A 26561-nucleotide genomic window follows, 5' to 3' on the forward strand; every position below is an offset into this window, starting at 1 on the left:
CAATGACGAAGATGACCGAACCGTGCGTTCCCGGCAGAGAGTGGCAACGCACGTTGTCGAATATGGCCGATAATTGCCCCTCCCGTGGGCGAATTCGCCGTCGCACCGTGTCAGGATTGGACCATGAGTATCGGAACACTGGTTCTGCTCCGCCACGGCGAGAGCGAATGGAACGCGATGAACCTGTTCACCGGCTGGGTGGACGTGCATCTCACCGACAAGGGCGTCGCCGAAGGCAAGCGCGCCGGCGTACTGCTCGCCGAGCAGGGTGTCCTGCCCGACGTCGTCTACACCTCGCTGTTGCGCCGGGCCATCAGCACCGCGAACTTCGCCCTCGACGCCGCCGATCGGCACTGGATCCCCGTGGTCCGCGACTGGCGGCTCAACGAGCGTCACTACGGCGCGCTGCAGGGCAAGAACAAGTCCGAGATCAAGGACGAGTTCGGTGAAGAGCAGTTCATGCTGTGGCGTCGCAGCTACGACACCCCGCCGCCGCCGATCGAGCCCGGCTCGAAGTACAGCCAGGACACCGACGTCCGGTACTCGAATCTCGACGAGGTTCCGCTCACCGAGTGCTTGAAGGACGTCGTCGAGCGTTTCGTTCCCTACTGGGAGTCGACGATCTCGCAGGATCTGCTCGCCGGAAAGACGGTGCTGGTCACTGCGCACGGCAACTCGCTGCGCGCGCTCGTCAAGCACCTCGACGGTATTTCCGACGAAGACATCGCCGGGCTGAACATCCCCACCGGCATCCCGCTCCGATACGACCTGGACGAGAACCTGCGCCCGCTGAACCCGGGCGGCACCTACCTCGATCCCGAGGCTGCTGCGGCCGGCGCCGCGGCAGTGGCAAACCAGGGCGCGAAGAAGTAATGCCGTCGCCGTGCCCGCGCGACACCCCTTGCGCGGGCACGGCAAACGGTGGATGAACAACCGGACAATGCCCGCAAAATAGGGCGTGACGTGCGATGAACGTCGTCGCCCCGGTGTCGTCCGCAGTTCTGGTGTTACTACGATTCCCTTCGTGAGTGTTACGCAGGCGGTCCTGCTGGCAACCGTCGCCGCGGTCCTCGGTGCCGTTCTTGCTCTGGCGGTGTCGCGGTCCACCCGGCGACGCCGCGCCGCCGAGCGCACCGAAGCGGGGCCCACCATGGCGGACGTCCTCGATCGCGTGGTCTACGGGTCCGCGACCGGTATCGCGGTGGTGGACAAGTTCCACGACGTGATCCTCTTCAATCCGCGGGCCGAAGAACTCGGGCTCGTCCGCAACCGTCTCATCGAGGATCGTGCGTGGGAGGTCGCCAACCGGGTCCTCGAGACGGGGGAGCCCCTCGATCTCGACCTCGCGCCCAGATCTCCGCACGGTCGCGACCACATCGCGGTGCGCTGCACGGCTCGGATACTGCTCGAGCACGACCCCAGGTTCGTCGTCCTCTATGCAGACGACGATTCCGAGCACGTGCGCATGGAAGCTACCCGCCGCGACTTCGTCGCCAACGTCAGTCACGAGTTGAAGACCCCGGTCGGTGCGATGGGTCTTCTCGCCGAGGCGCTGCTCGAATCCGCCGACGACCCGGACAGCGTCCGCCATTTCGGCCGGCGCGTGCAGAGCGAGGCGGTGCGCCTCGGCAACCTCGTCAACGAGCTGATCGCCCTGTCGAAACTCCAGGGAGCAGAGAAACTCCCAGACCTCGAGGTCGTCGACGTGGATACGGTGATCGACGAGGCGCTGGCGCGAACCCGGCTCAGCGCGGAGAACGCCGACATCGACATCACCACCGACAAGCCCTGCGGATACGAGGTGCTGGGCGACCGGACCCTCCTCGTCACCGCACTGACCAATCTGGTCGCGAACGCCATCGCTTACTCGCCACCGGGCTCGCCCGTGTCCGTGACCCGCTCGTTGCGAGACGGAAAAGTGGCCATCGCCGTCACCGACCGGGGAATCGGCATCGAGAAGGACTACCAGGAGCGCGTGTTCGAACGGTTCTTCCGCGTCGACACCGCGCGGTCGCGCGCCACCGGCGGCACCGGGCTGGGTCTCGCGATCGTCAAGCACGTCGCCGCGAACCACAACGGGGAGATCACGCTGTGGAGCAAGCCGGGGACGGGTTCCACGTTCACTCTGCTCATCCCCGCCCACTTCGAGGGGCAGGACGACGAGAATGCTCTGTCGGACGGAGAAGGCGACGCCGGCGAGTGACTCACAAAGGCTGCCCGGGAAACCGGGACGGCTCCGAAGGACTACATGGAGGGCAAGGCAGTGACCCGTGTGCTGATCGTCGAGGACGAGGAATCGCTGGCGGATCCGCTCGCCTTCCTGCTGCGCAAGGAAGGTTTCGAGACGACGATCGTGGGCGACGGACCCTCTGCGCTTGCGGAATTCGATCGTGCGGGCGCCGACATCGTCCTGCTGGATCTGATGTTGCCGGGTATGAGCGGAACGGATGTCTGCAAGCAGTTGCGTAGCCGCTCGGGAGTCCCGGTCATCATGGTGACCGCCCGCGACAGCGAAATCGACAAGGTCGTGGGCCTCGAGCTCGGAGCCGACGACTACGTCACCAAGCCGTACTCGGCGCGCGAGCTGATAGCCAGGATCAGGGCGGTGCTGCGACGTGGCGTCGACACGGAGGCCGACAGCGCGCAGTCCGACGCGATACTCGAGGCCGGCCCCGTCCGCATGGACGTCGACCGCCACGTGGTGCTCGTCGACGGCAAGCAGGTGTCGTTGCCGCTCAAGGAATTCGACCTGCTCGAATACCTGCTGAGGAACTCCGGGCGGGTGCTCACCCGGGGGCAGCTCATCGACCGGGTCTGGGGGGCCGACTACGTGGGCGACACCAAGACGCTCGACGTCCACGTCAAGCGTCTGCGATCGAAGATCGAGGCCGACCCGGCCAAGCCGGAGCATCTCGTCACCGTCCGGGGACTCGGCTACAAACTCGAGGAGTGACGGCCGCCGGCCGGGCGGTGGTGCCGTCGGGCGCGGTCCGGCAGTGGATTCGCCGGACCCCGCCCGGCGTCACGAACGGTTCTGCGCGGCAGTGGTCGCCGGGTGGACGGCGACGAGTCCGAGTCCCTGACGGCGACGGCACAGGCGTGCCAGCTCGTCGTACGCGGCCGCGCCGAGCAACTCGGTGAGCTCGGGCGCATACGACTGCCACACCGGGCGTTCGCCTACGTGAGCGTCGGGGGAGCCGGAGCAGTACCAGTCGAGGTCGTGCCCGCCCTCGCCCCAGCCGCGGCGGTCGTACTCGGTGATGACGGTCCGCAGGATGTCGGTTCCGTCGGGACGCTCGATCCAGTCCTGGGTGCGCCGGATCGGGAGTTGCCAGCACACGTCCGGCTTCATCTCGAGCGGTTCGATGCCGCGCCGCAGGGCCATCTTGTGCAGTGCACACCCGACGCCACCCTCGAAACCCGGACGGTTGAGGAAAATGCAGGCGCCTTTGTGCCGGCGCGTCCGCAGTGCGGGCTCGTCCTCGAGTTCGTCCTCCTCGAGGAAACCCTTCTTGCCGAGGCCCTTGTCCATGAACTGCCAGTCGTCGGGCGTGAGATGTTTCACTGCCCCCTCCAGCTTGACGCGATCGTCCTCGTCGGACAGGAAAGCGCCGTGCGAGCAGCACCCGTCGTCGGGTCGCCCGTCGATGATTCCCTGGCACGCCGGAGTGCCGAACACGCAGGTCCATCGAGAGAGCAACCACGTCATATCGGCTGCGATGAGGTGCTGGTCGTTGTCGGGGTCGTAGAACTCGACCCACTCTCGAGGGAAGTCGAGGGGAACTTCCGGGGCCGGGTCGAGCTTGCGGGCGGCGCCGGGCATACCTGCTGTCACGAGTCCCGACGGTAGACCCAGTAACGTGTTGATGTGCGCTTAGGGGTACTCGACGTCGGAAGCAACACCGTTCACCTACTGGTGGTGGACGCCCATCGGGGCGGCCACCCCACACCCATGAGTTCGACCAAGGCGACACTCCAGCTGTCGGAGAACATCGACGACAACGGCGACATCACCGCGAAGGGCGCCGATCGGCTGGTGGAGACGGTCGCCGAATTCGCGAGCATCGCCCGGACATCGGGCTGTGGCGAGCTCATGGCGTTCGCGACTTCCGCGGTACGCGACGCGGGAAACTCCGACGACGTGCTGGACCGGGTACGCGGGGAGGCAGGAATCTCTCTCGACGTGCTGTCGGGCGAAGACGAGGCGCGACTGACGTTCCTCGCGGTCCGGCGCTGGTACGGATGGAGCGCCGGCCGCATCCTCAACCTCGACATCGGAGGCGGGTCGCTGGAGCTGTCCTTCGGTGGGGACGAAGATCCGGACGTAGCCTATTCGCTGCAGATGGGCGCCGGCCGTCTCACCCGCGACTGGTTCCGAGAGGATCCGCCCGGCAAGCGGCGGATCTCGGCGCTGCGCGACTGGCTCGACGCCGAACTCGTCGAACCCACCAAGCACCTGCGCCATGCCGGTGAACCCGATCTGTGCGTCGGCACGTCGAAGACGTTCCGCACTCTCGCGCGGCTCACGGGTGCCGCGCCCTCGTCGGCGGGCATGCGGGTCGAGCGGACCCTGACCGCGAGCGGACTCCGGCAGCTCATCGCATTCATCTCCCGGATGACCACCGCCGACCGTGCCGAACTCGAAGGTGTGAGTGCGGATCGGTCGCGGCAGCTGGTCGCCGGGGCGCTGGTCGCCGAGGCCAGCATGCGGGCGCTCGGTGTGGAAACCTTGCGGATCTGCCCGTGGGCATTGCGCGAAGGCCTGATTCTGCGGAAGCTCGATACCGACATGGGGGGCGAACTGGTGGTGACTGCCGGATGACCGAGAATCACAGAAGCGACACGGGGCAGGTCTCCGTCGCAGAGTTGCTGGCGCGCAACGGCCAGAAGGTGAGTTCGCGCAGCGGCGGGCGCCGTCGGCGCGGTTCGAGTGGCGGAATCTCCGTCGCGGAACTGACCGGCGAAATTCCGATCACCCGCAACTCCGATCCCGCACCCTCGGCAGCGCGATCGGCCGACGACGCGCCGCCTCAGGTGCCCAAGGTCGAGCCCGTGGCGCCGTCGGTTCCCCAGGTGGAATTCGTCGTTCCCGAAACCCCGCGCGTCGAGCCGGTCGTGCCGGTGACTCCCCGCGTCGAGGTGCCGGAACTCGTCACGCCGGCCCCGCCGTCGCCGACGGAGCTGACCACCGTCACCGTGCGGCCGGATTTCGGTACTCCGGCGGCGACTCCCAAGAGCGGTCTCGGTACCAAACCGACGATCGCTTCCCGTTCCACATCCGCCCCGCGCAGCCCCGCCTCGGCCTCGCGTAGCGCTGCTTCGAGTTCGGCCGCCGCCGCGTCCACCTCGCGCAGCACACCGGCCGTCTCGCGCAGCAGTGTCGCCACCCCGACGAGCCCTGCGTCCGCCTCTCCGAGCGTCGCGTCTGCCTCGCGAAGTTCGGCGGCGACGGTGACCCCGGATCGGGAAGCCCCGAAGGTCGAATCGCCGACCGAGGTGATCCGGCCCGCCGCCCTTCCACGCCGCGCCCGCGCCCATCTCGGTCTTCCCGTATCGGAACCGCAGAGCGCGCCCGTACCGGTCCCGCGTGCAGCGGATGTCGTCGAGCCGCGGCTGCTCTCGGGTCCGGCGAGCGACTTGCAGGGGACCGGCACCGAGGACGAGAACGAAACGACCGACGCCCACGGCTTCGCCGACCCGGCCGAGACGCCTCGGAGGAATGCCCCGGATGCGTCCGGTGAGGACGCCGCCGCCCCCGCCCGGGGTGGGAAACGCCGGCGCAAGAGCCGCGACGACGCAGGCGACGCGGTGTCGCCGCGCAGAGCTTCGCCGGTGAAGGTCGGTAAGCCGGACGACGCATCGGGTGAGCACGACACCCGCGACGACGAGGCGCTCGACGATGCGGACGACGCGTCGGGCGGAAGCAACCTGAAGCAGTGGGCGCTGCTCATCGCGGAGAGTGTGGGGGCGGTCGCCGCCGGCGCGTTGTTGTTCAAGGGTTTCGAAATGCTGTGGGACATGATGCCGTGGGTCGCATTCGGTCTCGCCTTGCTGGTGATCGTCGGTCTTGTTGCGCTGGTGCGGATCCTGCGCCGGACCGACGACATCGCCAGCCAGCTCATTGCGTTGGCAGTGGGCGCGTTCGTGGCGTTCGGTCCACTCCTGTTCCTCATGCCGAACGGGTGATCCGATGGCGACGGCGAACGGCATACCGGTAGGGCTGTCGACCGCGTCCGTCTATCCGGAGGACACGGAGGCGGCCTTCCGGTTCGCAGCGGACCTCGGATACGACGGGGTCGAACTCATGGTGTGGGCCGATCCGGTGAGCCAGGATCTCGGCGCGGTGGGGCGTCTGATGCGCAAGTACAGCGTCCCCGTCCTCGCGATACACGCGCCGTGCCTTCTCATCTCCCAGCGCGTCTGGGGTGCCGACCCGGCAGCCAAGCTGGAGCGTTCGGTACGGGCCGCGGAGATCCTGGGCGCGGCGACCGTGGTGATCCATCCGCCGTTCCGCTGGCAGCGCCGCTATGCGGACGCCTTTCCCGACCAGGTCGGGGAACTCGAGGACACCAGCCACGTGGCGGTCGCGGTGGAGAACATGTACCCGATGCGGGCCGACGTGCTGCTCGGCGGCCGCGAACGTGGAGCCGAACGGCTTCGCCGTCGCGGCCCGGGCCGCGCGGTGTCGACCTTCCGGCCCTCCCTCGACCCCACCGATACCGGGTTCGCGCACTACACACTCGACCTGTCGCACACCGCGACTGCCGGGATGGACCCGATGTCGCTCGCCGATCGGATGGGCGACGGGCTCACCCACCTGCACCTCGCGGACGGCCGCGGATCGCCGGTGGACGAGCACCTCGTTCCCGGGGACGGCACCCAGCCGTGTGCCCAGATGTGCCGGAGGCTCGCGGAGAGCAACTTCTCCGGGCAGGTCGTGCTCGAGGTGAGCACGCAGAGCGCGCGCACCCGTGCGGATCGCTCCGCGATGCTCGCGCGGTCTCTCGAATTCGCGCGCCGTCACCTCGACCGGTCCGCGCGTCGTGCCGACCCTTCGGTCCCGGTGAACCCTCGGGACCCGGGGTGTCCTCCGTCAGGGCAGATCGCGCGGGTTGTGTCGCCGTCGGACGGTCCCGGCGAACGTGCCCGCCGGGACGACCGCTGAGCGCACTGCCGCGGTAACGAACGACCCCTCCCGCCACAGGCTCCCGGCCGGCACCGGGCCAGCAGGATTCCGGATGGTGGCAGTGCTGACACCTGACCGGCTTGTGCCCGTGACGATCCATGGGACCGTGCCCCAATTGGATAGCTGTAGTATCCGTTGTGAGCGGAAAGGGGCTGAGCGTGCGTATTTCGGAACTCGCGTCGCGCACCCGCGTGCCGCTGCCGACCGTCAAGTACTACCTTCGCGAAGGCCTGCTGATGCCCGGCCGGGCGACCAGTGCCACGCAGGCGCAGTACGACGACAACCACGTCCGCCGGCTCGGCCTCGTTCGTGCGCTCGCGTCCCAGGGCCTTCCGCTGGACCGGATCAAAGTGGTCGTCGCACTCGTGGACCATCCGGGCGACGACCTGTTCGAGGTGCTCGGCAAGGCGATTGCGGCACTGCCGCCCTATGTCGACGAGACGTCCGCAGGCGAGACGCCCGCAGGGGAGACGCGCACCGGCGACGGTACGGCTGCGGCCGGCGCACTCGATTATCCCCGTGCCCGAAGGGTGCTCGACCGGCTCGGACAGCTCTACGACCCCCGGTTCACCGCGGTCGCGCAACTCGAACACGCGCTCGCAGCCCTCGACGCCGCAGGCCTCACGATGTCCGAGCGCCGTATCGACGCGTACGGGCAGCACATTCGCGAGATCGCGCGTTTCGAGGTCGGGGTGCTGCCCACCACCTCGCCGCACGAGACCGTCGAGGCAGCGGTGCTCGGTACCGCGCTGTACGAGCCCGTCCTCACGGCGATGCGCCGCCTCGCGCACCAGCACCTCGCGGCGGGCATCTTCGTGTCTCCGCCCGAGTGCCACAGAAATCCCCCTGGCAAGTCGAACACCGAGGAGAACCCGTGAGCACGGCCGATTCCCACCCTTTCCGCGACCTCGTCGCCATCACCTCGACCGGTGAGAACAGCTGGCAGGCTCATATCGATCCCCTGTGGACGATCGGACCCAAGGTGCACGGAGGCTGCATGCTCGCGGTGTGTGCTGCGGCCGCCCGCCGGGAGATCCTCGCTGCCGGGGCAGACACGTCGGTGCAGCCCCTCGCCGTCAGTGCCTCGTTCGTCTCGGCTCCCGATCCGGGCGAGGTGGACCTGACCACGACCCTGCGCAAGAACGGCCGGCAGGTCGGGGTGGTCGACGTCGAACTCTCCCAGGGCGGACGCGTCGCGGTGCGCGCGAGCGTGACCCTGGGGACCCCCGACAGCGGCGAGCCGCTCCACACCGTGCCGCACCGCACCGCTTCCCTGCCGGTGGAGCCCGTCGCGGACGCGGTGGTGGTCACGCCCGACCATCCGATGGGCAAGATCGTGAAGTTCGCCGGGGCCGCGAGCCTGCACGTCGACCCGTCCACCGCGCACTTCCTGTCCGGGCAGGAAGGGGAGCCGGCCGTGTCGATGTGGACGCGCCCCCACGCGGGCGACGAGACCGATCTCGACACCGCGGTGCTGTTCGCGCTCATGGCGGGCGACATCTCCGCGCCGGTCACCATGAACCGTGGAATGTTCGGCTGGGCGCCCACGGTGCAGCTCACCGCGTACCTGCGGCACGTCCCCGCCCCCGGATGGCTGCGGGTGACGGCGGAGAGCAGCGTGCTGGGTGGGACGTGGTTCGAGGAAGACCACACCGTCGTCGACTCCACGGGCACGGTCGTCGTGCAGTCGCGCCAGCTCGCGATGATCCCGCGCTGACACCACGGCCGCCGGTGTCCCACGACACCCGGCCTGCGATACCGGGCGGGCGACGGGTCGTGGCAGGCTGTCACCTATGACGAGAATTGCTGTGATCGGTGGCGGAAAGATCGGCGAGGCCCTGATCTCGGGACTGTTGCACAACGGATTCGCGACGAAGGATCTCGTCGTGGCCGAGAAGTACCCCGAGCGCGCTGCGGAGCTGTCCGCGGAGTACTCCATTCGCGTCACCGACAGCACATCCGACGCTGTCGAAGGCGCCGACGTCGTGGTCGTGGCCGTCAAGCCGAACGACGTCGACGCCGTGATCGGTGCGCTGGCGTCGGCCGACCTCGACAGCGAGAACGAGCAGATCCTGGTGTCCCTCGCCGCCGGGGTCACCACGGCGAGGTACGAGAAGAAGCTTCCGGCCGGTTTCCCCGTCGTCCGCGTGATGCCCAATACGCCGATGCTCGTCGGGCAGGGCGCCAGCGTGCTCGCTGCCGGGCGGCACGCGCGGCCTCAGCACCTCGACACCGTCCGCGAGATCCTCGACTCGGTGGGCACGGTGTCGGTCGTGCCGGAGTCGCAGATCGACGCGGTCACCGCCGTCTCGGGGTCGGGACCCGCCTACTTCTTCCTGGTTGCCGAAGCAATGATCGACGCGGGAGTGGCGGTCGGGCTCACCCGCGCGGTCGCGACCGAACTCGTCGTCCAGACGATGACCGGGTCGGCGGCGATGCTCGCGCAGTCGGGGGAGAACGCCGCAGACCTGCGTGCCGCCGTCACCTCGCCCGGTGGGACCACCGCGGCAGCGGTCCGGGAACTCGAACGCGGCGGCGTCCGCACCGCCTTCTACGAGGCGATCGAGGCGGCGCGCGCCCGGTCGGTACAGATCGGCAACGTCGCGGAACCGAGCCCGGGAACCGCGTAGAACCCCTCATTATGGGGTGTACCTGATTCGTGGCCGGGGAAAATACCGGTCGTCATCGTCGCACAGGAACCATTCGTCACGCTAAGCTCGAAACAGCACGTGCGTGTCTGTTCCGCCGGAGGGGAAGCCGGCGGCGCGGACGTGCCGGAGGTGTGTAATGGTTACAGGAAACACGCCGTCGAAGGGGCAACCCCAAGACGGACAATCGGTTCTCGCCGGTACCCAATTCCTGACCGTCGCCGAAGTGGCGGCGTTGATGCGGGTTTCGAAGATGACCGTTTACAGGCTGGTTCACAGCGGTGAACTGCCGGCCGTGCGCGTCGGACGCTCGTTCCGCGTGCACGCGAAGGCCGTTCACGACTACCTGGAGACATCGTATTTCGACGTCGGATAGCCGGACGTCGAAGGCAGTCGCGGCCCGGAGCGGACCTCGGTTTCACCAAGGCGTACCCGCCCCGGTACGATTGCTTTTCGTCGTACCGGCGGCCGGTGTCGTGAGGCGCTGAACTCAACGAGGGCCAGCGTCGACATGCATCAGGCGTACGTCACCGGCGTGCGTAGGAACGCTATAAGAAACGTGAGGGATGCCCACATGGGTTCTGTGATCAAGAAGCGCCGCAAGCGCATGTCCAAGAAGAAGCACCGCAAGTTGCTCCGTCGCACTCGCGTGCAGCGTCGCAAACTCGGCAAGTAGATCTGAGCTTGCCGATGCCCGCCTCCGTTCCGGTGGCGGGCATCGCTCGTTTCCGCACCCGTCCCGCGGCCGCCGCTCCCGGCATCGCCTCGCGTGTAATGCGCGGCGGCCGAACGCGCCGTATTGTGACCGCATACCGTGAGGACCGCGACAGCGTGAGAGCTCGCTGGTGTCGCAGGCAGGGGTGGATGTGAGTTCGCAGGGGCGGGAAACAGAGCAGTCACGCGTGGTGCTGGTGACCGGTGCCAGCAGGTTTCTCGGCGGCTATCTGGTGACACGACTCGCACAGAACCCGGATATCGAGCGCGTCATCGCAGTCGATACGCAATCGCCGACCAAAGACATGCACCGGCGGATGGGCCGCGCAGAATTCGTTCTCGCCGACATCCGGAACCCCCTTCTCGGCAAGGTCATCCGCAACATGGGTGTCGACACCGTCGTGCACGCGTCGGCCGTCGCCAAAGCCCCGAAGTCCGGCAGTCGCACGGCGATGAAGGACATGAACATCCTCGGCGCCATGCAGCTGTTCGCCGTCTGCCAGAAGGCGCCGTCGGTGCGCAAGGTCGTTCTGCGATCGTCCTCGGTGGTGTACGGGTCGAGTGCGAAGGACCCGGCGAAGTTCACAGAAGAGATGAGCGCCCGACGCCGGCCCACAGGCCCGTTCGCCAGGGACATGATCGAAATCGAAGGCTACCTGCGCGGGCTGGCGCGTCGGCGCAGCGACATCGCGACCACCATCCTCCGGCTCGCCCCGACTGTCGGTAACCGGTTGCCCGGGTCGGTGTCGAGTTACCTCACCTCGCCGCTCGTGCCCACGGTGCTCGGCCGCGACGCGCGGTTGCAGCTGCTGCACGAGGAAGACGCACTCGGCGCTCTCGAACACGCCGTCGTCGGAGGGCCGTCCGGCATATACAACGTCGCGGGGGACGGAATCGTCATGATGTCCCAGGCCGTCCGCCGCGCGGGAGGTGTGACCGTGCCGATGCCGTACGGGTTGTTCCGCACTGCCGGGCACGCTCTCATGGGCTCGGTGATGAAGTCGTTCACCAAGGAAGAGCTGGACTACTTCCATTTCGGTTGTGGGCTCGACACCACGCGCATGCGCACCGAGCTGGGCTTCGAACCGCGCTGGACGACGCGGGAAGCGCTCGACGACTTCGCGCGCGGAATCAATCTCACCCGGGTGATGAGAACCGAGTGGGTGGACAGGGCCGAATCGATGGTGCTCTCCGCTCTGGGCGAGCGAACGGAGGTTCGATGACACAAGTAGCCAAGGTGATCCCGCTGCACGCCGGGACTCGTCGTCCGGCGGGAGGCCGCGCGTCCGAGACCGTCGCTCCGCGTCCCCCCGAGCGGCCTGCGTCTCCGGGCCGGCCACAGCAGCCCCACGACTCCGGCGGTGTGCTCGACGGACTCCGTGATGCCCTCATCGCCCAGGTGGTCGAAACCGCCGAGTTCGTGCGTCGCCGCATGGTCGGCGACTACGAAGTCGACGATTTCGGGTTCGACCCGCATTTCGCGGATCACGTCGTCCAGCCGGTCCTGCGGCCGCTGTTCGAGAAGTGGTTCCGCGTGGAGGTGCGCGGCGCCGAGAACATCCCCTCCGACGGACGAGCTCTGATCGTCGCCAACCACGCCGGCACCTTGCCCCTCGACGCACTCATGACCTCGGTCGCGGTCCGGGAGCGTGCGGGCCGTCCGCTCCGGATGCTCGCCGCCGACCTTGCGTTCGATCTGCCGGTCGTCGGCACCGTAGCGCGGAAAGCAGGCCATACTCTCGCGTGCCATCCCGATGCCGAACGCCTGCTGCAGGAGGACCAGGTGGTCGCCGTCTTCCCGGAGGGCTACAAGGGCCTAGGAAAACCGTTCAAGGAACGCTACAAGCTGCAGCGTTTCGGCCGCGGCGGGTTCGTGTCCGCGGCGCTGCGGACCCACGCGCCGATCGTGCCGTGCTCGATCGTGGGCTCGGAGGAGATCTACCCCAACATCGCCGACCTGTCGTCGCTCGCGCGTCTGCTCGGCCTGCCGTACTTCCCGGTCACGCCGCTGTTCCCGGCGCTCGGTCCGCTCGGGCTCGTCCCGTTGCCGTCCAAGTGGTACATCGAGTTCGGCACACCCATCACCACGGACGTGTACGACGAGGTCGCCGCCGACGACCCGATGGTGTTGTTCGAGGTCACCGACCACGTGCGGGAGACCATCCAGCAGACGCTCTACAAATTGCTCACGCGTCGCCGCAACGTCTTCCTCGGATAGCCGCTCGGCTCGATCGCCACTCGATCCCGTCGACCGGGCTGGATCTGCTGCCGGTCAGTTGCGGTCGCGGCGGCGTCCGACCATCACGGCCACCGCACCGCCTGCCGCGCCGAGGCCCAGCGCGGTGGGAACGCCCACCTTCGCGGCTTTGCGGCCCGTGCGGAAATCGCGGATCTCCCAGCCCCGTGTCCGCGCGACCTGCCGGAGATCGGGATCGGGATTGATCGCCACGGCGGTGCCCACGACCGAAAGCATGGGCAGGTCGTTGTGGCTGTCGGAATAGGCGGTGCACCGCTTCAGATTGAGACCTTCACCGATGGCCAGGGCGCGCACCGCGTGCGCTTTGCCGAGACCGTGCAGGATGTCGCCGACGAGCCGCCCGGTGAACCGGCCGTTCTCCGCTTCCGCGACTGTGCCGAGCGCACCCGTCAGGCCGAGGCGTTTCGCGATGACGTCCGCGAGCTGGACCGGGGTGGCGGTGACCAGCCACACCTGCTGACCGGCGTCGAGGTGCATCTGCGCGAGCGCACGGGTGCCGGCCCAGATCTTGTCGGCGATGATCTCGTCGTAGATCTCCTCGCCGAGTCGTCGCAACTCCTCGGTGGAACGGCCCTGGACGAAGGACAGCGCCTTGTCGCGGCCGATCGCCACGTCGTGCGCGTTCTCCTTGCCGGTGACGCGGAACTTGACCTGCTGCCACGCGAACTCGAACAGGTCCGACTTCGAGAAGTAGTCACGCGCGACGAGTCCGCGTGCGAAGTGGATGATCGACGCGCCCTGCACCATGGTGTTGTCGACGTCGAAGAATGCGGCCGCCGTGAGATCGCGGGCGACGGGAGCGGCCTCGAGATCGGGCTCGGGCTCGGTTCGGGACTCCTGCATCGCGAGGGCGGCATCGGCGCTCGCCTCACCCGCAAGATTGGCGCGGACCTCTTCCTCGCTCGGCCCGAACTTCCGCGACAGCAGTCGCCGGCCGGGCCGGATGATCCGCGCCCATGTTTCACCCATGCCCCAACCGTAGGGAAACGAACCTGCTGGCACTCGCACCTCCGGTGTCGCGACGGCCGGGTCCTCACACCCGTCCATGATCACGGGCGACCCGCGCCCAGCGTAGCCCGAACGTCACACGCACCCGGGTAGGGAACGACACGGAGGGAACAACACGTAGATGAGGGTGTGACGTTCATCTCGACAGCCGATGGCGCACAGTGGACGCATGACCGATGATCGTTCCCGCGCCGCGGACGCGTCCGCACTCCATCACGACGTCACGCTTCTGGTCCGCGCCGGGTGCGGTGCGTGCGGACCGGCGCGAGCTCAGCTCGAACAGCTCTGTGAAGAGTTCGGTCTGCGGGTCACCTGCATCGATGTGGACGAAGCGGCCGCAAGGGATCCCGAACTTCGTGCCGAATACGGCGACCGTCTGCCCGTGGTTCTGCTGGACGGGCGGGAGCACAGTTATTGGGAGGTCGACGAGGAGCGGCTGCGCGCCGATCTCGCCCGCTGAGTGGGCCGTCGTCGGCCGTCGCGCAGGTGAGAAGCACATTCGAGGGCCTTCGAGCAACTTTGTGCATGGCTTCACAAGCGGTTACCGTGGGGTGAACGAAATCCCCGGATCACCGTGAGGCCAGACGTGTGTCCACAGGCCGGACGAGGAGCCACAACGTGACGCAGTTGCACCCACCGCAGGGCGAGGACGCCCGCGGTACCGCCGACTCCGGCGGGGGTGCCGCTCCCGTTGTCCCGGTGAGGGATATACCCCAGGCTACTGTGACGCGTCTCGCGACTTATCTGCGGGTCCTCGGAGCGCTCGCCGAGGCGGGCACTCTCATCGTGTCGAGCGAGGAACTCGCGTCCGCGGCGGGGGTGGGTTCGGCCAAGCTGCGCAAGGATCTGTCGTTCCTCGGACCGAACGGTGTACGCGGCGTCGGATACGACGTGGTGCGTCTCCAGTCCCGGATCGAAAATGCTCTCGGCCTCGACCGCGGTCACCGCGTGGTGCTCGTCGGTGTCGGCAACCTCGGCCGCGCGCTCGCCCGTTATCCCGGCTTCGACCGTCGCGGATTCACCATGGCGGGTCTGTTCGACGCCGATCCCACGATCGTCGGAACCCGGGTCGGCGACCTCGTCGTCCGGCATGTCGACGTGCTCGAAGAGGACGCCCGCGAACTCGGTGCCACCATCGGCGTCGTCGCGACTCCCGAAGAAGTCGCGCAGCACGTGTGCGACCTGCTCGTGCGTTCCGGTGTACGGAGCGTGCTGAGCTTCGCTCCGATCGAACTTGCCGTCCCCGCCCACGTCGAGGTGCGTCGCGTCGACCTCGCGGTGGAGATGCAGGTGCTCTCCTTCAACAGCACCCGTCACGACGAACTCGTCAGAACCGCTGACGGCACCCGGGCGTCCGGTCTGACGCGAGTGTCCACACAGAGGTCCGCCCGGCGAACCCAAACAGGTAAGGCGGGCCCGCTCGGGCCGGCTGTGACCAGAAACGGATCGGTGATCGCCCCGTGAGTGTTCTCCTCGTCGGGATTTCGCACCGGAGTGCTCCGGTCTCGATTCTCGAGAAGGTGGCCGTCGCAGATACCGACCGCCCCAAGCTCACCGACAAGATGATGGCGTCGGACCGCATTTCCGAGGCCATGATCGTCTCGACCTGCAACAGGGTCGAGGTGTACACCGTGGTCGACGCGTTCCACGGCGCGCTGTCGACGGTCGGCGAACTGCTCGCCGAGCACTCGGGGCTCGACCTGACCGAACTCCAGAAGCACGCCTACGTCAGGTACAGCGAAGCGGCGGCCGAGCATCTGTTCTCGGTGGCGAGCGGACTCGACTCCATGGTGGTCGGCGAACAGCAGATCCTCGGGCAGATCCGCACCGCTTACGCGTCGGCCGACGCGCAGCAGGCCGCGGGCCGCATCCTGCACGAACTCGCACAGCAGGCGCTGCGCGTCGGTAAGCGGGTGCACACCGAGACCGGGATCGACTCCGCCGGTGCCTCGGTGGTCTCGGTGGCCCTCGACAAGGCAGCTGCTTTCCTCGGCGGCGGTCTGCAGGGCCGCACCGCGGCGGTCATCGGTGCCGGCGCGATGGGTGGCCTCGCCGTCGCTCATCTCACCCGTTCCGGCATCGGCAGGATCGTCCTCACCAACCGCACCCGGGAGCGCGCCGAGCGTCTTGCCGAGACGGCACGTGCCAACGGCGTCGAGGCCGATGTCGTCGCCTTCGACGACCTCGCGTCGGCGCTGTCGCAGGTCGATGTGGCGGTGACCTGCACCGGCGCGGTCGGCACGGTCGTCACCCTCGCCGACGCCCACCGCGCGCTCGCCCAACCCGGGCGCGGCGAACGCCCCCTCGCAATCTGCGATCTCGGTCTTCCCCGCGACGTGGAACCGGCCGTCGCCGGTCTCCCCGGAGTCACCGTGTTCGACATGGAGTCGCTGCAACGCGACCCTGCCGCCGGCGCCGCCTCGTCCGATGCGGAGGCCGCGCGCGCCATCGTCGCGTCCGAACTTTCGCAGTACCTCACGGCGCAGCGCCTCGCCGAGGTCACGCCGACGGTCACGGCGCTGCGTCAGCGCGCAGCCGAGGTCGTCGAGGGCGAACTGATGCGCCTCGACTCCCGCCTGCCGGATCTCGAAGACGGCCAGCGCGACGAGGTCGCCCGCACCGTGCGGCGAGTGGTGGACAAGCTGCTGCACGCGCCGACCGTGCGGGTCAAGCAACTCGCATCGACTCCCGGAGGCGACCAGTACGCGGAGGCTCTGCGTGAGCTGTTCGAACTGCGTCCCGGCGCGGTCGACGCAGTCGCCACCCCTACCAAGGAACTCGGGTCGCTCACCGACCCGACCACCGCGACGGACCTGTCCGCCGCACTCGATCCTGCTCTCACCACGGAGCTGCAGGCTCCACGAAAGGACGGCAAGGCATGAGCACCGAGGCCGCATCGGCAACCCGGATCGACGCACCCGGGCCACGCCGCACCTTGCGGATCGGCACCCGCGGCAGTGTGCTCGCCACCACCCAGGCCGGCACGGTGCGCGACGCGCTGGTGGCCGCCGGTCATCCCGCCGAACTCGTCATCATCACGACGAAGGGTGATGTCACGCCCGGACCGGTCCAGCGCATCGGAGTCGGCGTGTTCACCGCCGAGCTGCGCGAAGCCCTGCTGAACGGCGATGTCGACATCGCGGTCCACTCCTACAAGGACCTGCCCACCTTCCAGGACCCCCGGCTCGTCGTTGCGGCAGTCCCGCCGCGCGAGGATCCGCGTGACGCGCTTGTCGCGCGCGACGGACTCGTGCTCGGTGAGCTGCCCCCCGGATCGAAGGTCGGCACGTCGGCGCCCCGCCGCCGCGCGCAGCTTGCCGCACTCGGACTGGGTCTCGGGCTCGAGCCGCTGCGCGGCAACATCGACACCCGCATCGGCAAGGTCGATTCCGGTGAACTCGACGCCATCGTGATCGCACGCGCAGGCCTGTCGCGGATCGGCCGGCTGGATCGGGTCACCGAGGCACTCGAACCGGTCCAGATGCTGCCCGCGCCGTCGCAGGGTGCTCTCGCCGTCGAATGCCGCGCCGACGACCCCGAGACCATCGCGCTGGTCACGCCCCTCGACGACACGGCGAGCCACGCCGCGGTGATCGCGGAACGCTCCCTGCTCGCCGAACTGGAAGCCGGCTGCACAGCCCCCGTCGGGGCGCTCGCCGAAATCGTCTCGTCGATCGACGACGACGGACGGGTGTTCGAGGAGTTGTCGGTGCGCGGCTGCGCCGCCGCGCTCGACGGATCGGACGTGCTGCGTGCGAGCGCGGTCGGCGCACCCGAGCGTGCCGAGGAACTCGGTCGTGCGGTGGCCCGCGAGTTGCTCGACCTCGGCGCCAAGGGCCTGATGGTCGCAGACGGCATAGTTCCCGAACAGGCCACGGCGGATGATTGACGTGGCCGAGTTGTTCCCCGATTTTTCCCTTACCGCAGATTTGACCGCACTGGAGAATGACCGATGAGCCGAGTCCGTAAGAACACCCCCGGACGGATCCTGTTCGTGGGATCGGGACCGGGTGATCCGGCACTGCTCACCGTGCGCGCGCACGACGTGCTCACGGGTGCCACCATCGCCTTCACCGACCCCGATGTCGACAAGGGCGTCGTCGCGCTCGTCGGGACCGATCACGGCAACGATCCGGAGACCGGCGAGCCGATCGCCGAGGTCCGGCCCGCACTCGGTGAGCCGGCCGAGGTTGCCAAGACGCTCGTCGCGGAAGCCAAGGCGGGACGCGACGTCGTGCGCTTGGTCGCCGGCGACCCGCTGACGACCGATTCGGTGATCGCCGAGGTCAATGCGGTTGCCCGTACCCAGGTCGTCTTCGAGGTCCTGCCGGGTCTGCCCGCCGGGTCGTCGGTGCCGAGCTACGCGGGCATGGCCCTGGGGTCGTGCCACACCGAGGTCGACGTGCGCGGCGAGGTCGACTGGGCTGCGCTCGCCGCGGCTCCCGGTCCGCTCGTGCTGCACGCCACCTCGGGTCATCTGGCCGAGACCGCGAGCGCGCTCGTCGAGCACGGACTGGCGCCGCAGACACCGGCCGCCATCACCGTGCGCGGCACCACCCGTCAGCAGCGCACCGTCGAGGCGACCCTCGCGACACTCAACGACGCGGGTTCCGAACTCGTCGGGTCGCTGGTCGTGACCGTCGGCAAGGTGGTCTCGCAGCGCAACAAGATGTCGTGGTGGGAGTCGCGCGCCCTGTACGGCTGGACCGTGCTGGTGCCGCGCACCAAGGAACAGGCCGGGGAGATGAGCGATCGTCTCGTCACGCACGGCGCCATTCCGATGGAGGTGCCGACGATCGCGGTCGAGCCGCCGCGCAGCCCCGCGCAGATGGAACGCGCGGTCAAGGGACTCGTCGACGGCCGCTACCAGTGGGTGGTGTTCACCTCGACCAACGCGGTGCGCGCGGTGTGGGAGAAGTTCGAGGCGTTCGGCCTCGACGCGCGCGCGTTCTCGGGTGTGAAGATCGCGTGCGTCGGTCAGGCGACCGCCGACAAGGTGCGTTCGTTCGGCATCATCCCCGAACTGGTTCCGAGCGGTGAGCAGTCCAGCGAGGGTCTGCTGGCCGAGTTCGCGCCCTACGACGACGTGTTCGATCCCGTGAACCGGGTGCTGTTGCCGCGAGCCGACATTGCGACCGAGACCCTCGCCGAGGGACTTCGCGAACGCGGCTGGGAGATCGACGACGTCACCGCCTACCGCACCGTGCGGGCGGCGCCGCCGCCGGCTTCGACCCGCGAGATGATCAAGACCGGCGGGTTCGACGCGGTGTGCTTCACGTCGTCGTCCACGGTCCGCAACCTCGTGGGTATCGCAGGAAAGCCCCACGCGCGCACCATCGTCGCGTGCATCGGCCCGAAGACGGCCGAGACCGCGATCGAGTTCGGACTGCGCGTCGACGTGCAGCCCGAGACGGCGCAGGTGGGTCCGCTGGTCGAGGCTCTGGCGGAGCACGCGGCCCGGTTGCGCTCCGAGGGTGCGCTGCCTCCGCCGCGGAAGAAGTCCCGAGCCCGGCGCTGATCCGTGTGTGCCGTCGTGTCCGTCCTGGAAGGTGATGTCGTCCGATGATTCCCGAGATCCGTCCGCGCCGGTTGCGCAGCACACCGGCGATGCGTCGTCTGGTCGCCGAAACCTCCTTGGAACCGCGGCATCTCGTGCTGCCGATGTTCGTGGCCGACGGCATCTCGGAGCCTCGCGAGATCACGTCGATGCCCGGGGTGTACCAGCACACGGCAGAGTCGCTGATCTCGGCGGCGTCCGCCGCGGTCGAGGCGGGCGTGGGCGGTCTCATGCTCTTCGGAGTGCCCCGCCCCGAGGACAAGGACGCGCGCGGGACGTGTGCGACCGACGAGAACGGTGTGCTCAATCGTGCTCTGCGGTCGCTGCGCAGCGAACTCGGTGATGCGACGGTGCTGATGGCCGACACGTGTCTCGACGAGTTCACCGACCACGGGCATTGCGGAGTGCTGACCGACTCGGGCGTCGTCGACAACGACGCGACGCTCGAGCGGTACGCGGAAATGGCTGTGGTTCAGGCGGAGTCCGGTGCCCACCTGCTCGGACCGAGCGGCATGATGGACGGGCAGGTCGGCGCGATCCGGGAGGCGCTCGACGACGCGGGGTACAAGGACGTGGGCCAGCTCGCTTATGCCGCGAAGTACGCCTCCGCGTTCTACGGCCCGTTCCGGGAGGCGGTCGGCTCGTCCCTCGAAGGGGACCGCCGTACGTACCAGCAGGATCCGGCGAATCGTCGCGAGTCGCTGTACGAGGTCGACCTCGATCTCGCCGAAGGCGCCGACATGGTCATGGTCAAGCCCGCGATGTCGTACCTCGACGTGCTCCGGGAAGTGGCCGACCGGTCGCCGGTGCCTGTCGCCGCGTACCAGATCTCGGGGGAGTACTCGATGATCTCCGCGGCCGCCGCGAACGGATGGATCGATCGTGACGCCGCGATCCTCGAGTCGCTGGTCGGTATCCGCCGGGCGGGTGCCGACATCGTGCTCACCTACTGGGCCGCAGAGGTCGCGGGGCGGTTGTCGTGAGCTTTCCCGTTCCGCCGCAGATGCCGGTGCGGCCGTCGCAACGCCCTGTTCCCGCCGACATCACGACGGCGTACCAATTGTGGTGTGGAGTACTCGGACTCGCCGTAGTGACGCTTGTCGCGAGCCTTGTCGACATGGTGGCCAGGCGTACCGAACTGGTCGATCTCATGGTGGAGATGGCGCAGGATCCGGCGTTCGAAGGCGTCTCCACCGAGCAGTTGGAATCTGCGGTTCCGTTGCTCGTCGGGCTCACCGCCGCGCTCGGCCTTGCGGTCATCGGCTTGCTGTATCTGGTGGTCAGGCAGATACGGCGCGCAAAGAACTGGGCGCGAATGCTGTTGACGCTGCTCGGTGTGTTCATGTCGCTGTCCACCCTGCCGACGGTGTTCGGCGTGGGGGTCGGCGGCGGAACCCTGGGCTGGATACTCGGTTTCGTCGGCATCGTGCAAGCCGTACTCACCGTCGGTGCGATCGTGCTGATGCACCGGAAGGAATCGAACCACTTCTTCCTCCGGCTGCCCGAAAACTAGGCGCGTCACCAGGTGCGAATCGGGGTTCGGGGATAGTACGGTGAGCGCTGGCATCGACGGCTGTACCGGCCGTCTCCCGTCGACCTCGAGGACGTCATGCAGGTGGAACCGCGGCCCTACGGGCGTCGACGCGAACTGGTCCTGATCGCTCTGATCGGTGTGCTCGGCCTGGTCACCACATTGCTGATCGTCATACCCGGAGTGCTCGCAGCTTGAGCGGCCCTTCCGCGGCCGGCGACATCACGGTGCCGCTGTTCTACGAGCCCGGTGGTCACTGGAGGACGGTGGCCTACGGCCCGCTCCTGTGTGCGGTGGGTCTGGTCGTGGAGATCGCCACCGGACCGGTCGTGCACTGGGTGGCGCTGCCGGTGATCGCCGTCCTGCTCGCGGGATTCGCCTATCCGATGGTGGTCGCCGCCAAGCGGCACGTCAGCGTCGAGCTGACTCCGGCGACGCTGCGGCAGGGCACCGAGGAACTTCCGGTGGACGAAATAGAAGCCGTGCTGCCGCCGTCGGCGGACCCGTGGAAACCCGACCGGTGGGAGTCGGCGCGCACGCTCGGCGAACTCTCCGGTGTGCCCCGGGGGCGCACGGCCGTCGGCCTGCGGTTGCGCGGGGGCGGGTTGGTACGCGCATGGGCGAAGAATGCGGACGGACTGCGCACGCGGCTAGAGGATCTCGTTTCCGAGGAAGGTACCCCCTAGGGGTATATTCGGCTGGGTCCCCTGCCGAAAGGAACACCCATGCAGACCACCTACCGCGTCGAAGGCATGACTTGCGGACACTGCGTCGCCGCAGTCGAAGAAGAGGTCGGTGCGCTCGACGGCGTGACCGCCGCGAAGGCCGACCTCGAGACCGGACAGCTCGTCGTGGACAGCGGCGACGAACCGGACCGGAATGCCGTCGCCGCCGCTGTCGACGAAGCGGGTTACACGCTCGCGTCCTGAAGCGGAACCATCGCGCCCTCTCGATCGAGCATCGCCGAACCGAGCAGATGGTCCGGCACGCCCAAGCCCTCGACCAGCGTCAGCGCATGCGGCCGGAGGGTGCGGCACCGCTCGTTGATACCGCGCGTGACCGCCTTCGCCCGCTCGACGGACAACTGCCGGTGCTCCATGAACCAGGCCTTGTCCCCGTCGATGACGGTGAGGGCATAGAGGTCGCACAGTTCCGACAGCAGTCCGCATGCTGTTTCGTCCGCACAATCGCTGATCGCCGCGACGAACGCTTCGAGCACAACGCGATCGATGTGCGCCTCGGCGGCGTGCAGGACGTGATCCTGAACGGAGTTGAACGCGTCGAACGCGTTCTCCTCGCGGTTCATGGCGGCCTGGAGACGCCGCGCCGCAGTCGAGATCAGATACTGCTCACGGTCCTCGAACATGGTGAGCTGCGTGCCCCGGTTGAAGAGGCTGCCGTCCTCCTCGTTGTCCTGCCGGGTGTCGACGAAGGTCTGGATGATCTGCTGCGCGGCGGTGCGCTTCTTGACCACGTCGGAGATCGTCGTCGCCGCGAAGCGCATCCACTCGACCGGGCTCATGCCCTGGACCTCGTCGGCGTAGGAGGTGAGCAGTTCCTTCGCCACGAGCTGGGTGAGGACGTGGTTGTCACCTTCGAACGTGGTGAACACGTCGACGTCGGCGCGCAGAGCGGTTAGCCGGTTCTCCGCCATGTAACCCGCCCCGCCGCAGGCTTCGCGGCACTCCTGGATCGCCCGCGACGCGTGCCAGGTATTGGCGACCTTCAAGCCTGCCGCACGACCCTCGAGTTCGCGTTGCTCCTGCGGATCGAGGTCCTTCAGCGACATCGACTGCAGCCGGTTCATCGTGCCGAGCAACTCGTTCTGGGCGAACCCCAGCGCGTAGGACCGGGCGATCAGCGGAAGCAGGCGGCGCTGATGGACCAGATAATCCATGATCGGCACCTCCGCGTCCCGGCCGGGCGCATCGAACTGCCGGCGCTTCTCCGCGTACGTCGTCGCGATGGTCAGCGCGACCCGCGCCGCTGCTCCGGCGGACCCACCCACGGTGACGCGGCCGCGCACGAGCGTGCCGACCATGGTGAAGAACCGGCGGCTCGGATTGTCGATCGAGGAGACATAGGTGCCGTCCGGCTCGACGTCCGAATACTTGTTGAGCAGGTTCTCGCGGGGGATGCGCACCGAGTCGAACATGATCCGCCCGTTGTCGACGCCCGGCAGGCCGCCCTTGTGCCCACAGTCCGAGGTCGTCACCCCGGGCAGGTCGTTGCCGTCTTCGTCGCGGATCGGAACCACGAAGCAGTGCACACCCTGGGACTCACCCTGCGTGATCAGCTGAGCGAACACCGCCGCGACCCTGGCGTGCTGCGCGGCCCCGCCGATGTAGTCCTTCCGCGAGGACGGAGTCGGGGAGTGGACGACGAACTCCTGGGTCTCGGGGTCGTACGTCGCGGTGGTCTCCAGAGCCTGGACGTCGCTGCCGTGCCCGGTCTCGGTCATCGCGAAGCATCCGAGCAGATCGAGGTCGATCAGCGGCCGGATGTACTTCGCGTGGGGCCGCTCGGTGCCGAGGTTCTCGATGGCGCCGCCGAACAGACCCCACTGCACTCCCGCTTTGACCATGAGCGACAGATCCGACATGGCGAGCATCTCGATCGACGCGACCGCGCCACCGGGGTCGCCGGTGCCGCCCGACTCGACGGAGAAGCCGGACGCCGCGTAGCCCCGCTCCGCCAGGATCTTCATCTGATCGAGAGTGATGGCACGGGCCTTCTCGAGGTCCGGGGTGTAATGCGGCGCGAAGGCGTCGTGGGCGAGATCGGTGCGGGCGCGGTCACGGGCGTCGTGCCACGCGCCGTCGAGCGCGGTGCGGAGGTGTTCGGCTGTGGTCGGCATGGCATCGACCCTAGGATGCTGCGACCGCGAAAGGGGAGCCTTTACCTACGCTCAGGGAGAAGAAACACAACAGGTTTGGGCAACCGGTTTTTTGGCAAATCCGGCGAAACTGGGACACTGGAAGTCGTGACTGCGACCCCCGATGCCTCGCCCGCCCGCGACACCCGATCAGCCGCACTCTTCCAGCGGGCATCGAAGGTTACTCCCGGCGGTGTCAATTCTCCCGTCCGCGCCTTCGGATCAGTGGGCGGCACGCCGCGCTTCATCGCCTCGGGTTCGGGTTGCACCCTCACCGACGTCGACGGCAATACCTACGTCGACCTGGTGTGTTCCTGGGGGCCGATGATCCTCGGACACGCTCATCCGGCCGTCGTCGAAGCCGTGCGCACGACCGCCGGATCCGGCTTGTCGTTCGGTGCGCCCACCGCCGGCGAGGTCGAACTCGCCGAAGAAATCGTCGCCCGGATCGCTCCCGTCGAAGAGGTCCGGCTCGTCAACTCCGGTACCGAAGCCACCATGAGCGCGGTGCGTCTGGCGCGCGGATTCACCGGCCGATCCAAAATTGTGAAGTTCGCCGGCTGTTATCACGGTCACGTGGATGCCCTCCTCGCCGACGCCGGCTCCGGGCTCGCCACCTTCGGCTTGCCCACCTCGCCCGGCGTGACCGGAGCGCAGGCGGGCGACACACTCGTGGTCCCCTACAACGATCTCGACGCCGTGCGCGCCGTGTTCGAGGCGAACCGCGGTGAGATCGCCGCGGTCATCACCGAGGCAGCCGCCGGCAACATGGGCACCGTGCCCCCGCTCCCCGGCTTCAACGAGGGACTGCGGGCGCTGACCCGTGAGCACGGCGCGCTGCTGATCATGGACGAGGTGATGACGGGATTCCGCGCGAGCTCCACCGGCTGGTACGGCATCGACGGGGTCGCGGGCGACCTGATGACGTTCGGCAAGGTGATGAGCGGCGGACTGCCGGCCGCGGCCTTCGGTGGCCGCGCCGACGTCATGGCACACCTCGCCCCCGCAGGCGCCGTGTATCAGGCAGGCACCCTCTCCGGTAACCCCGTCGCCGTCGCCGCCGGTCTCGCGAGCCTGCGCGCCGCGGACGCCGAGGTGTACGCGACGCTCGACCGCAACGCCGCGACGCTCGGCCGCCTGCTCGGCGAGGCGCTCGCCTCCGAGGGCGTTCCGCACCGCATCCAGAACGCAGGCACCCTGCTCAGCGTGTTCTTCACCGAGGACCCGGTGACGAACTACGAGGAGGCCAAAGCCGCGCAGACCTGGCGGTTCCCCGCGTTCTTCCACTCATTGCTCGAGCACGGCGTGTACGCCCCGCCGAGCGCGTTCGAGACGTGGTTCGTCTCGTCCGCTCTCGACGATGACGCGTTCTCCCGGATCGCCGATGCGCTGCCGCACGCGGCGCGCGCAGCCGCCGCCGCGACCGCACCGTGACTACCGCCGGATGACCGACCCGAAGACGACCCGCCCGTAGAACGACCCACCCGCCCGCTCACTCCGCCCATCACCCCGAGGAATACTCACGTGACCGAAGCCGCCCAGTCCGAGACCCGCACCATCGTGCACGTGCTCCGGCACGGTGAGGTGCACAACCCCGACGGCATCCTGTACGGCCGTCTCCCCGGATTCCGGCTGTCGACGACCGGTGAGGCGCAGGCCCGGGCCGTCGCGGCATCCCTCGCCGACCACGACATCGCGCACGTGGTCGCGTCGCCGCTCGAGCGTGCGCAGCAGACTGCCGGTCCCATCGCGGAAAAGCACGGACTCACCATCCGCACCGACGAGAACCTCATCGAAGCCGCCAACGACTTCGAGGGCCTCAAGGTGTCGGTGGGCGACGGTGCGCTGGGCAAGCCCCGGCATTGGTGGAAGCTCCGCGATCCGTTCACCCCGTCGTGGGGCGAGCCCTACCTGCAGATCGCGCATCGCATGCTCGCGGCGGTCAATGCCGCCCGCGTTGCCGCCGTCGGTCGCGAAGCCGTGTGTGTGAGCCACCAGTTGCCGGTGTGGACGCTGCGTCGGTTCCTCGAGGGCGAACGCCTGTGGCACGACCCGCGTCACCGCCAGTGCTCCCTCGCCTCGCTTACCTCGCTCGTCTACGAGGGCGACACCCTGGTCGATCTCGTCTACTCCGAGCCGGCCGGCGCATCCGACCCGACCGTCCACGGCGCATGAGAAAAGCGTTCGTGGCGTTCTGCGCGGCACTGCTGGGTGCCGGGCTTCTCTCGTCGTGCGCGACCGGAGACGATGCCGTCGCAACCGGCGGCACGTTCGACTTCGTCTCGCCGGGCGGGCAGACCCGCATCTTCTACGACCCGCCCGCCGAGCGCGGGACCCTGGGGGAACTGTCCGGCGACGACCTCATGAACGAGGGCACCACGATCTCCCTCGAGGACTTCGCCGGGCAGGTCGTCGTGCTCAACGTGTGGGGCCAGTGGTGCGCGCCGTGCCGTAACGAAGCCGACGACCTGGAAGAGGTCTACGAGCAGACCAAGGACCTCGGAGTCGAGTTCCTCGGCATCAACGTCCGCGACAACCAGCGCGACAAGGCCCAGGATTTCGTGGTGTCCCAGCAGGTCGGCTACCCGTCGATCTACGACCCGTCGATGCGCTCGCTCCTCGCGCTCGGGCGCAACTATCCGACCTCCGTCGTGCCGACCACCGTCGTCCTCGACCGCGACCACCGCGTCGCGGCCGTGTTCCTCACCGAACTGCTGGCGAGCGACCTGCAACCCGTCGTGGAACGGGTCGCGGCCGAATCGGACGAAGGGTAGCTGTGAGCGGG

Annotated in this window: 28 protein-coding genes; 25 read left to right on the plus strand and 3 right to left on the minus strand. The window is 68.2% G+C overall.

Annotated elements, in window-relative coordinates:
• The first annotated feature begins 123 nt into the window (after positions 1-123).
• The 3 genes from RDCOP1_RS19240 (at position 124) to RDCOP1_RS19250 (ending at position 2953) form a co-directional block, all read left to right on the plus strand.
• The gene (locus RDCOP1_RS19240) at positions 124-873 is read left to right on the plus strand and encodes a phosphoglyceromutase (protein WP_072704679.1); all 750 of its coding nucleotides are present in this window, start codon (positions 124-126) and stop codon (positions 871-873) included.
• 151 nt (positions 874-1024) lie between these two features.
• Positions 1025-2203: a sensor histidine kinase gene (locus tag RDCOP1_RS19245; protein ID WP_072704260.1), complete on the plus strand. Its 1179-nt coding sequence runs from the start codon at positions 1025-1027 to the stop codon at positions 2201-2203.
• Between the two features lie 60 nt (positions 2204-2263).
• Positions 2264-2953: a winged helix-turn-helix domain-containing protein gene (locus tag RDCOP1_RS19250; RefSeq protein ID WP_072704682.1), complete on the plus strand. Its 690-nt coding sequence runs from the start codon at positions 2264-2266 to the stop codon at positions 2951-2953.
• Positions 2954-3022: 69 nt separating this feature from the next.
• Here RDCOP1_RS19250 and RDCOP1_RS19255 read toward each other — a convergent pair whose 3' ends face one another.
• Complete coding sequence (locus tag RDCOP1_RS19255) at positions 3023-3823, minus strand: DUF3109 family protein (RefSeq protein WP_072704262.1); 801 nt, start codon at positions 3821-3823, stop codon at positions 3023-3025.
• 45 nt (positions 3824-3868) lie between these two features.
• Between RDCOP1_RS19255 and RDCOP1_RS19260 the strand changes: the two genes are divergently transcribed.
• From RDCOP1_RS19260 to RDCOP1_RS19305, 10 genes are all read left to right on the plus strand, one after another.
• Entirely contained in the window at positions 3869-4822 is a 954-nt protein-coding gene (locus RDCOP1_RS19260) for a Ppx/GppA family phosphatase (RefSeq protein ID WP_072704265.1), read from the plus strand.
• On the plus strand, positions 4819-6186 hold the full coding sequence (locus tag RDCOP1_RS19265; RefSeq protein WP_072704269.1) for an Rv0497 family membrane protein: 1368 nt from the start codon (positions 4819-4821) through the stop codon (positions 6184-6186). Before RDCOP1_RS19260 ends, RDCOP1_RS19265 begins: the two co-directional genes overlap by 4 nt.
• A 4-nt stretch (positions 6187-6190) precedes the next feature.
• The gene (locus RDCOP1_RS19270) at positions 6191-7165 is read left to right on the plus strand and encodes a sugar phosphate isomerase/epimerase family protein (protein WP_072704272.1); all 975 of its coding nucleotides are present in this window, start codon (positions 6191-6193) and stop codon (positions 7163-7165) included.
• A gap of 179 nt (positions 7166-7344) precedes the next feature.
• Positions 7345-8064, plus strand: a complete 720-nt coding sequence (locus RDCOP1_RS21380; RefSeq protein WP_072704685.1) for a MerR family transcriptional regulator — start codon at positions 7345-7347, stop codon at positions 8062-8064.
• Positions 8061-8903 carry a thioesterase family protein gene (locus RDCOP1_RS21385; protein ID WP_072704275.1) on the plus strand — a complete coding sequence of 281 codons (843 nt, stop codon included), beginning with the start codon at positions 8061-8063 and terminating at the stop codon, positions 8901-8903. The genes RDCOP1_RS21380 and RDCOP1_RS21385 overlap by 4 nt, the downstream gene beginning before the upstream one ends.
• Positions 8904-8979: 76 nt before the next feature.
• Entirely contained in the window at positions 8980-9816 is an 837-nt protein-coding gene (gene proC, locus RDCOP1_RS19285; protein ID WP_072704278.1) for a pyrroline-5-carboxylate reductase, read from the plus strand.
• 157 nt (positions 9817-9973) lie between these two features.
• The gene (locus RDCOP1_RS19290; RefSeq protein WP_072704281.1) at positions 9974-10210 is read left to right on the plus strand and encodes a helix-turn-helix domain-containing protein; all 237 of its coding nucleotides are present in this window, start codon (positions 9974-9976) and stop codon (positions 10208-10210) included.
• A gap of 198 nt (positions 10211-10408) precedes the next feature.
• The gene (locus RDCOP1_RS19295; RefSeq protein ID WP_003402602.1) at positions 10409-10510 is read left to right on the plus strand and encodes a 30S ribosomal protein bS22; all 102 of its coding nucleotides are present in this window, start codon (positions 10409-10411) and stop codon (positions 10508-10510) included.
• Positions 10511-10700: 190 nt separating this feature from the next.
• Positions 10701-11771, plus strand: a complete 1071-nt coding sequence (locus RDCOP1_RS19300; protein ID WP_072704688.1) for an NAD-dependent epimerase/dehydratase family protein — start codon at positions 10701-10703, stop codon at positions 11769-11771.
• Positions 11768-12766: a lysophospholipid acyltransferase family protein gene (locus tag RDCOP1_RS19305; protein WP_072704284.1), complete on the plus strand. Its 999-nt coding sequence runs from the start codon at positions 11768-11770 to the stop codon at positions 12764-12766. Before RDCOP1_RS19300 ends, RDCOP1_RS19305 begins: the two co-directional genes overlap by 4 nt.
• 54 nt (positions 12767-12820) lie before the next feature.
• Here the strand turns inward: RDCOP1_RS19305 and RDCOP1_RS19310 are convergent, their stop codons facing one another.
• Positions 12821-13774 carry an HAD family hydrolase gene (locus tag RDCOP1_RS19310; protein ID WP_072704287.1) on the minus strand — a complete coding sequence of 318 codons (954 nt, stop codon included), beginning with the start codon at positions 13772-13774 and terminating at the stop codon, positions 12821-12823.
• 208 nt (positions 13775-13982) lie between these two features.
• On the opposite strand from RDCOP1_RS19310, the gene RDCOP1_RS19315 reads away from it, so the two are divergent.
• The 9 genes from RDCOP1_RS19315 to RDCOP1_RS19355 all read left to right on the plus strand — a co-directional run bounded on the left by RDCOP1_RS19315 (position 13983) and on the right by RDCOP1_RS19355 (position 21830).
• Entirely contained in the window at positions 13983-14273 is a 291-nt protein-coding gene (locus RDCOP1_RS19315; protein WP_072704289.1) for a glutaredoxin family protein, read from the plus strand.
• A 158-nt stretch (positions 14274-14431) separates the two neighbouring features.
• The gene (locus tag RDCOP1_RS19320; protein ID WP_072704292.1) at positions 14432-15277 is read left to right on the plus strand and encodes a redox-sensing transcriptional repressor Rex; all 846 of its coding nucleotides are present in this window, start codon (positions 14432-14434) and stop codon (positions 15275-15277) included.
• Positions 15274-16695: a glutamyl-tRNA reductase gene (locus RDCOP1_RS19325; protein WP_072704295.1), complete on the plus strand. Its 1422-nt coding sequence runs from the start codon at positions 15274-15276 to the stop codon at positions 16693-16695. Before RDCOP1_RS19320 ends, RDCOP1_RS19325 begins: the two co-directional genes overlap by 4 nt.
• A complete protein-coding gene (gene hemC, locus RDCOP1_RS19330) occupies positions 16692-17702 on the plus strand; it encodes a hydroxymethylbilane synthase (protein WP_072704298.1) in 1011 nt (336 codons plus the stop codon). Before RDCOP1_RS19325 ends, hemC begins: the two co-directional genes overlap by 4 nt.
• 63 nt (positions 17703-17765) lie before the next feature.
• Positions 17766-19331: a bifunctional uroporphyrinogen-III C-methyltransferase/uroporphyrinogen-III synthase gene (locus tag RDCOP1_RS19335; protein WP_072704301.1), complete on the plus strand. Its 1566-nt coding sequence runs from the start codon at positions 17766-17768 to the stop codon at positions 19329-19331.
• A 44-nt stretch (positions 19332-19375) separates the two neighbouring features.
• A complete protein-coding gene (hemB, locus tag RDCOP1_RS19340; RefSeq protein WP_072704304.1) occupies positions 19376-20353 on the plus strand; it encodes a porphobilinogen synthase in 978 nt (325 codons plus the stop codon).
• On the plus strand, positions 20350-20883 hold the full coding sequence (locus RDCOP1_RS19345) for a hypothetical protein (RefSeq protein WP_231922903.1): 534 nt from the start codon (positions 20350-20352) through the stop codon (positions 20881-20883). Before hemB ends, RDCOP1_RS19345 begins: the two co-directional genes overlap by 4 nt.
• 212 nt (positions 20884-21095) lie before the next feature.
• Positions 21096-21587, plus strand: a complete 492-nt coding sequence (gene mce1N, locus RDCOP1_RS19350) for a transport-regulating membrane protein Mce1N (protein ID WP_239537301.1) — start codon at positions 21096-21098, stop codon at positions 21585-21587.
• A gap of 39 nt (positions 21588-21626) precedes the next feature.
• Positions 21627-21830 carry a heavy-metal-associated domain-containing protein gene (locus RDCOP1_RS19355; protein WP_072704311.1) on the plus strand — a complete coding sequence of 68 codons (204 nt, stop codon included), beginning with the start codon at positions 21627-21629 and terminating at the stop codon, positions 21828-21830.
• On the opposite strand, the gene RDCOP1_RS19360 is transcribed toward RDCOP1_RS19355, so the two are convergent.
• Positions 21812-23758, minus strand: a complete 1947-nt coding sequence (locus tag RDCOP1_RS19360; protein ID WP_072704314.1) for an acyl-CoA dehydrogenase family protein — start codon at positions 23756-23758, stop codon at positions 21812-21814. The two genes, RDCOP1_RS19355 and RDCOP1_RS19360, sit on opposite strands and share 19 nt — an antisense overlap.
• A 126-nt stretch (positions 23759-23884) precedes the next feature.
• Between RDCOP1_RS19360 and hemL the strand changes: the two genes are divergently transcribed.
• From hemL to RDCOP1_RS19375, 3 genes are all read left to right on the plus strand, one after another.
• Positions 23885-25210, plus strand: a complete 1326-nt coding sequence (gene hemL / locus RDCOP1_RS19365; protein WP_072704317.1) for a glutamate-1-semialdehyde 2,1-aminomutase — start codon at positions 23885-23887, stop codon at positions 25208-25210.
• A 90-nt stretch (positions 25211-25300) separates the two neighbouring features.
• Positions 25301-25951: a histidine phosphatase family protein gene (locus tag RDCOP1_RS19370; RefSeq protein ID WP_072704320.1), complete on the plus strand. Its 651-nt coding sequence runs from the start codon at positions 25301-25303 to the stop codon at positions 25949-25951.
• Complete coding sequence (locus RDCOP1_RS19375) at positions 25948-26550, plus strand: TlpA disulfide reductase family protein (protein WP_072704323.1); 603 nt, start codon at positions 25948-25950, stop codon at positions 26548-26550. The genes RDCOP1_RS19370 and RDCOP1_RS19375 overlap by 4 nt, the downstream gene beginning before the upstream one ends.
• The last annotated feature ends 11 nt before the right edge of the window (positions 26551-26561 follow it).

The organism is Rhodococcus coprophilus NBRC 100603, assembly GCF_001895045.1.
Classification (GTDB): Bacteria; Actinomycetota; Actinomycetes; order Mycobacteriales; family Mycobacteriaceae; genus Rhodococcus; species Rhodococcus coprophilus.

Excerpts from the sequence above, each read along its gene's own strand:
- RDCOP1_RS19240 (WP_072704679.1), top strand. The coding sequence starts at position 124 with ATGAGTATCGGAACACTGGTTCTGCTCCGCCACGGCGAGAGCGAATGG.
- RDCOP1_RS19255 (WP_072704262.1), bottom strand. The coding sequence starts at position 3,823 with ATGCCCGGCGCCGCCCGCAAGCTCGACCCGGCCCCGGAAGTTCCCCTC.
- RDCOP1_RS19265 (WP_072704269.1), top strand. The coding sequence starts at position 4,819 with ATGACCGAGAATCACAGAAGCGACACGGGGCAGGTCTCCGTCGCAGAG.
- RDCOP1_RS19270 (WP_072704272.1), top strand. The coding sequence starts at position 6,191 with ATGGCGACGGCGAACGGCATACCGGTAGGGCTGTCGACCGCGTCCGTC.
- proC (WP_072704278.1), top strand. The coding sequence starts at position 8,980 with ATGACGAGAATTGCTGTGATCGGTGGCGGAAAGATCGGCGAGGCCCTG.
- RDCOP1_RS19290 (WP_072704281.1), top strand. The coding sequence starts at position 9,974 with ATGGTTACAGGAAACACGCCGTCGAAGGGGCAACCCCAAGACGGACAA.
- RDCOP1_RS19295 (WP_003402602.1), top strand. The coding sequence starts at position 10,409 with ATGGGTTCTGTGATCAAGAAGCGCCGCAAGCGCATGTCCAAGAAGAAG.
- RDCOP1_RS19305 (WP_072704284.1), top strand. The coding sequence starts at position 11,768 with ATGACACAAGTAGCCAAGGTGATCCCGCTGCACGCCGGGACTCGTCGT.
- RDCOP1_RS19310 (WP_072704287.1), bottom strand. The coding sequence starts at position 13,774 with ATGGGTGAAACATGGGCGCGGATCATCCGGCCCGGCCGGCGACTGCTG.
- RDCOP1_RS19315 (WP_072704289.1), top strand. The coding sequence starts at position 13,983 with ATGACCGATGATCGTTCCCGCGCCGCGGACGCGTCCGCACTCCATCAC.
- hemC (WP_072704298.1), top strand. The coding sequence starts at position 16,692 with ATGAGCACCGAGGCCGCATCGGCAACCCGGATCGACGCACCCGGGCCA.
- RDCOP1_RS19335 (WP_072704301.1), top strand. The coding sequence starts at position 17,766 with ATGAGCCGAGTCCGTAAGAACACCCCCGGACGGATCCTGTTCGTGGGA.
- hemB (WP_072704304.1), top strand. The coding sequence starts at position 19,376 with ATGATTCCCGAGATCCGTCCGCGCCGGTTGCGCAGCACACCGGCGATG.
- RDCOP1_RS19355 (WP_072704311.1), top strand. The coding sequence starts at position 21,627 with ATGCAGACCACCTACCGCGTCGAAGGCATGACTTGCGGACACTGCGTC.
- RDCOP1_RS19360 (WP_072704314.1), bottom strand. The coding sequence starts at position 23,758 with ATGCCGACCACAGCCGAACACCTCCGCACCGCGCTCGACGGCGCGTGG.
- RDCOP1_RS19375 (WP_072704323.1), top strand. The coding sequence starts at position 25,948 with ATGAGAAAAGCGTTCGTGGCGTTCTGCGCGGCACTGCTGGGTGCCGGG.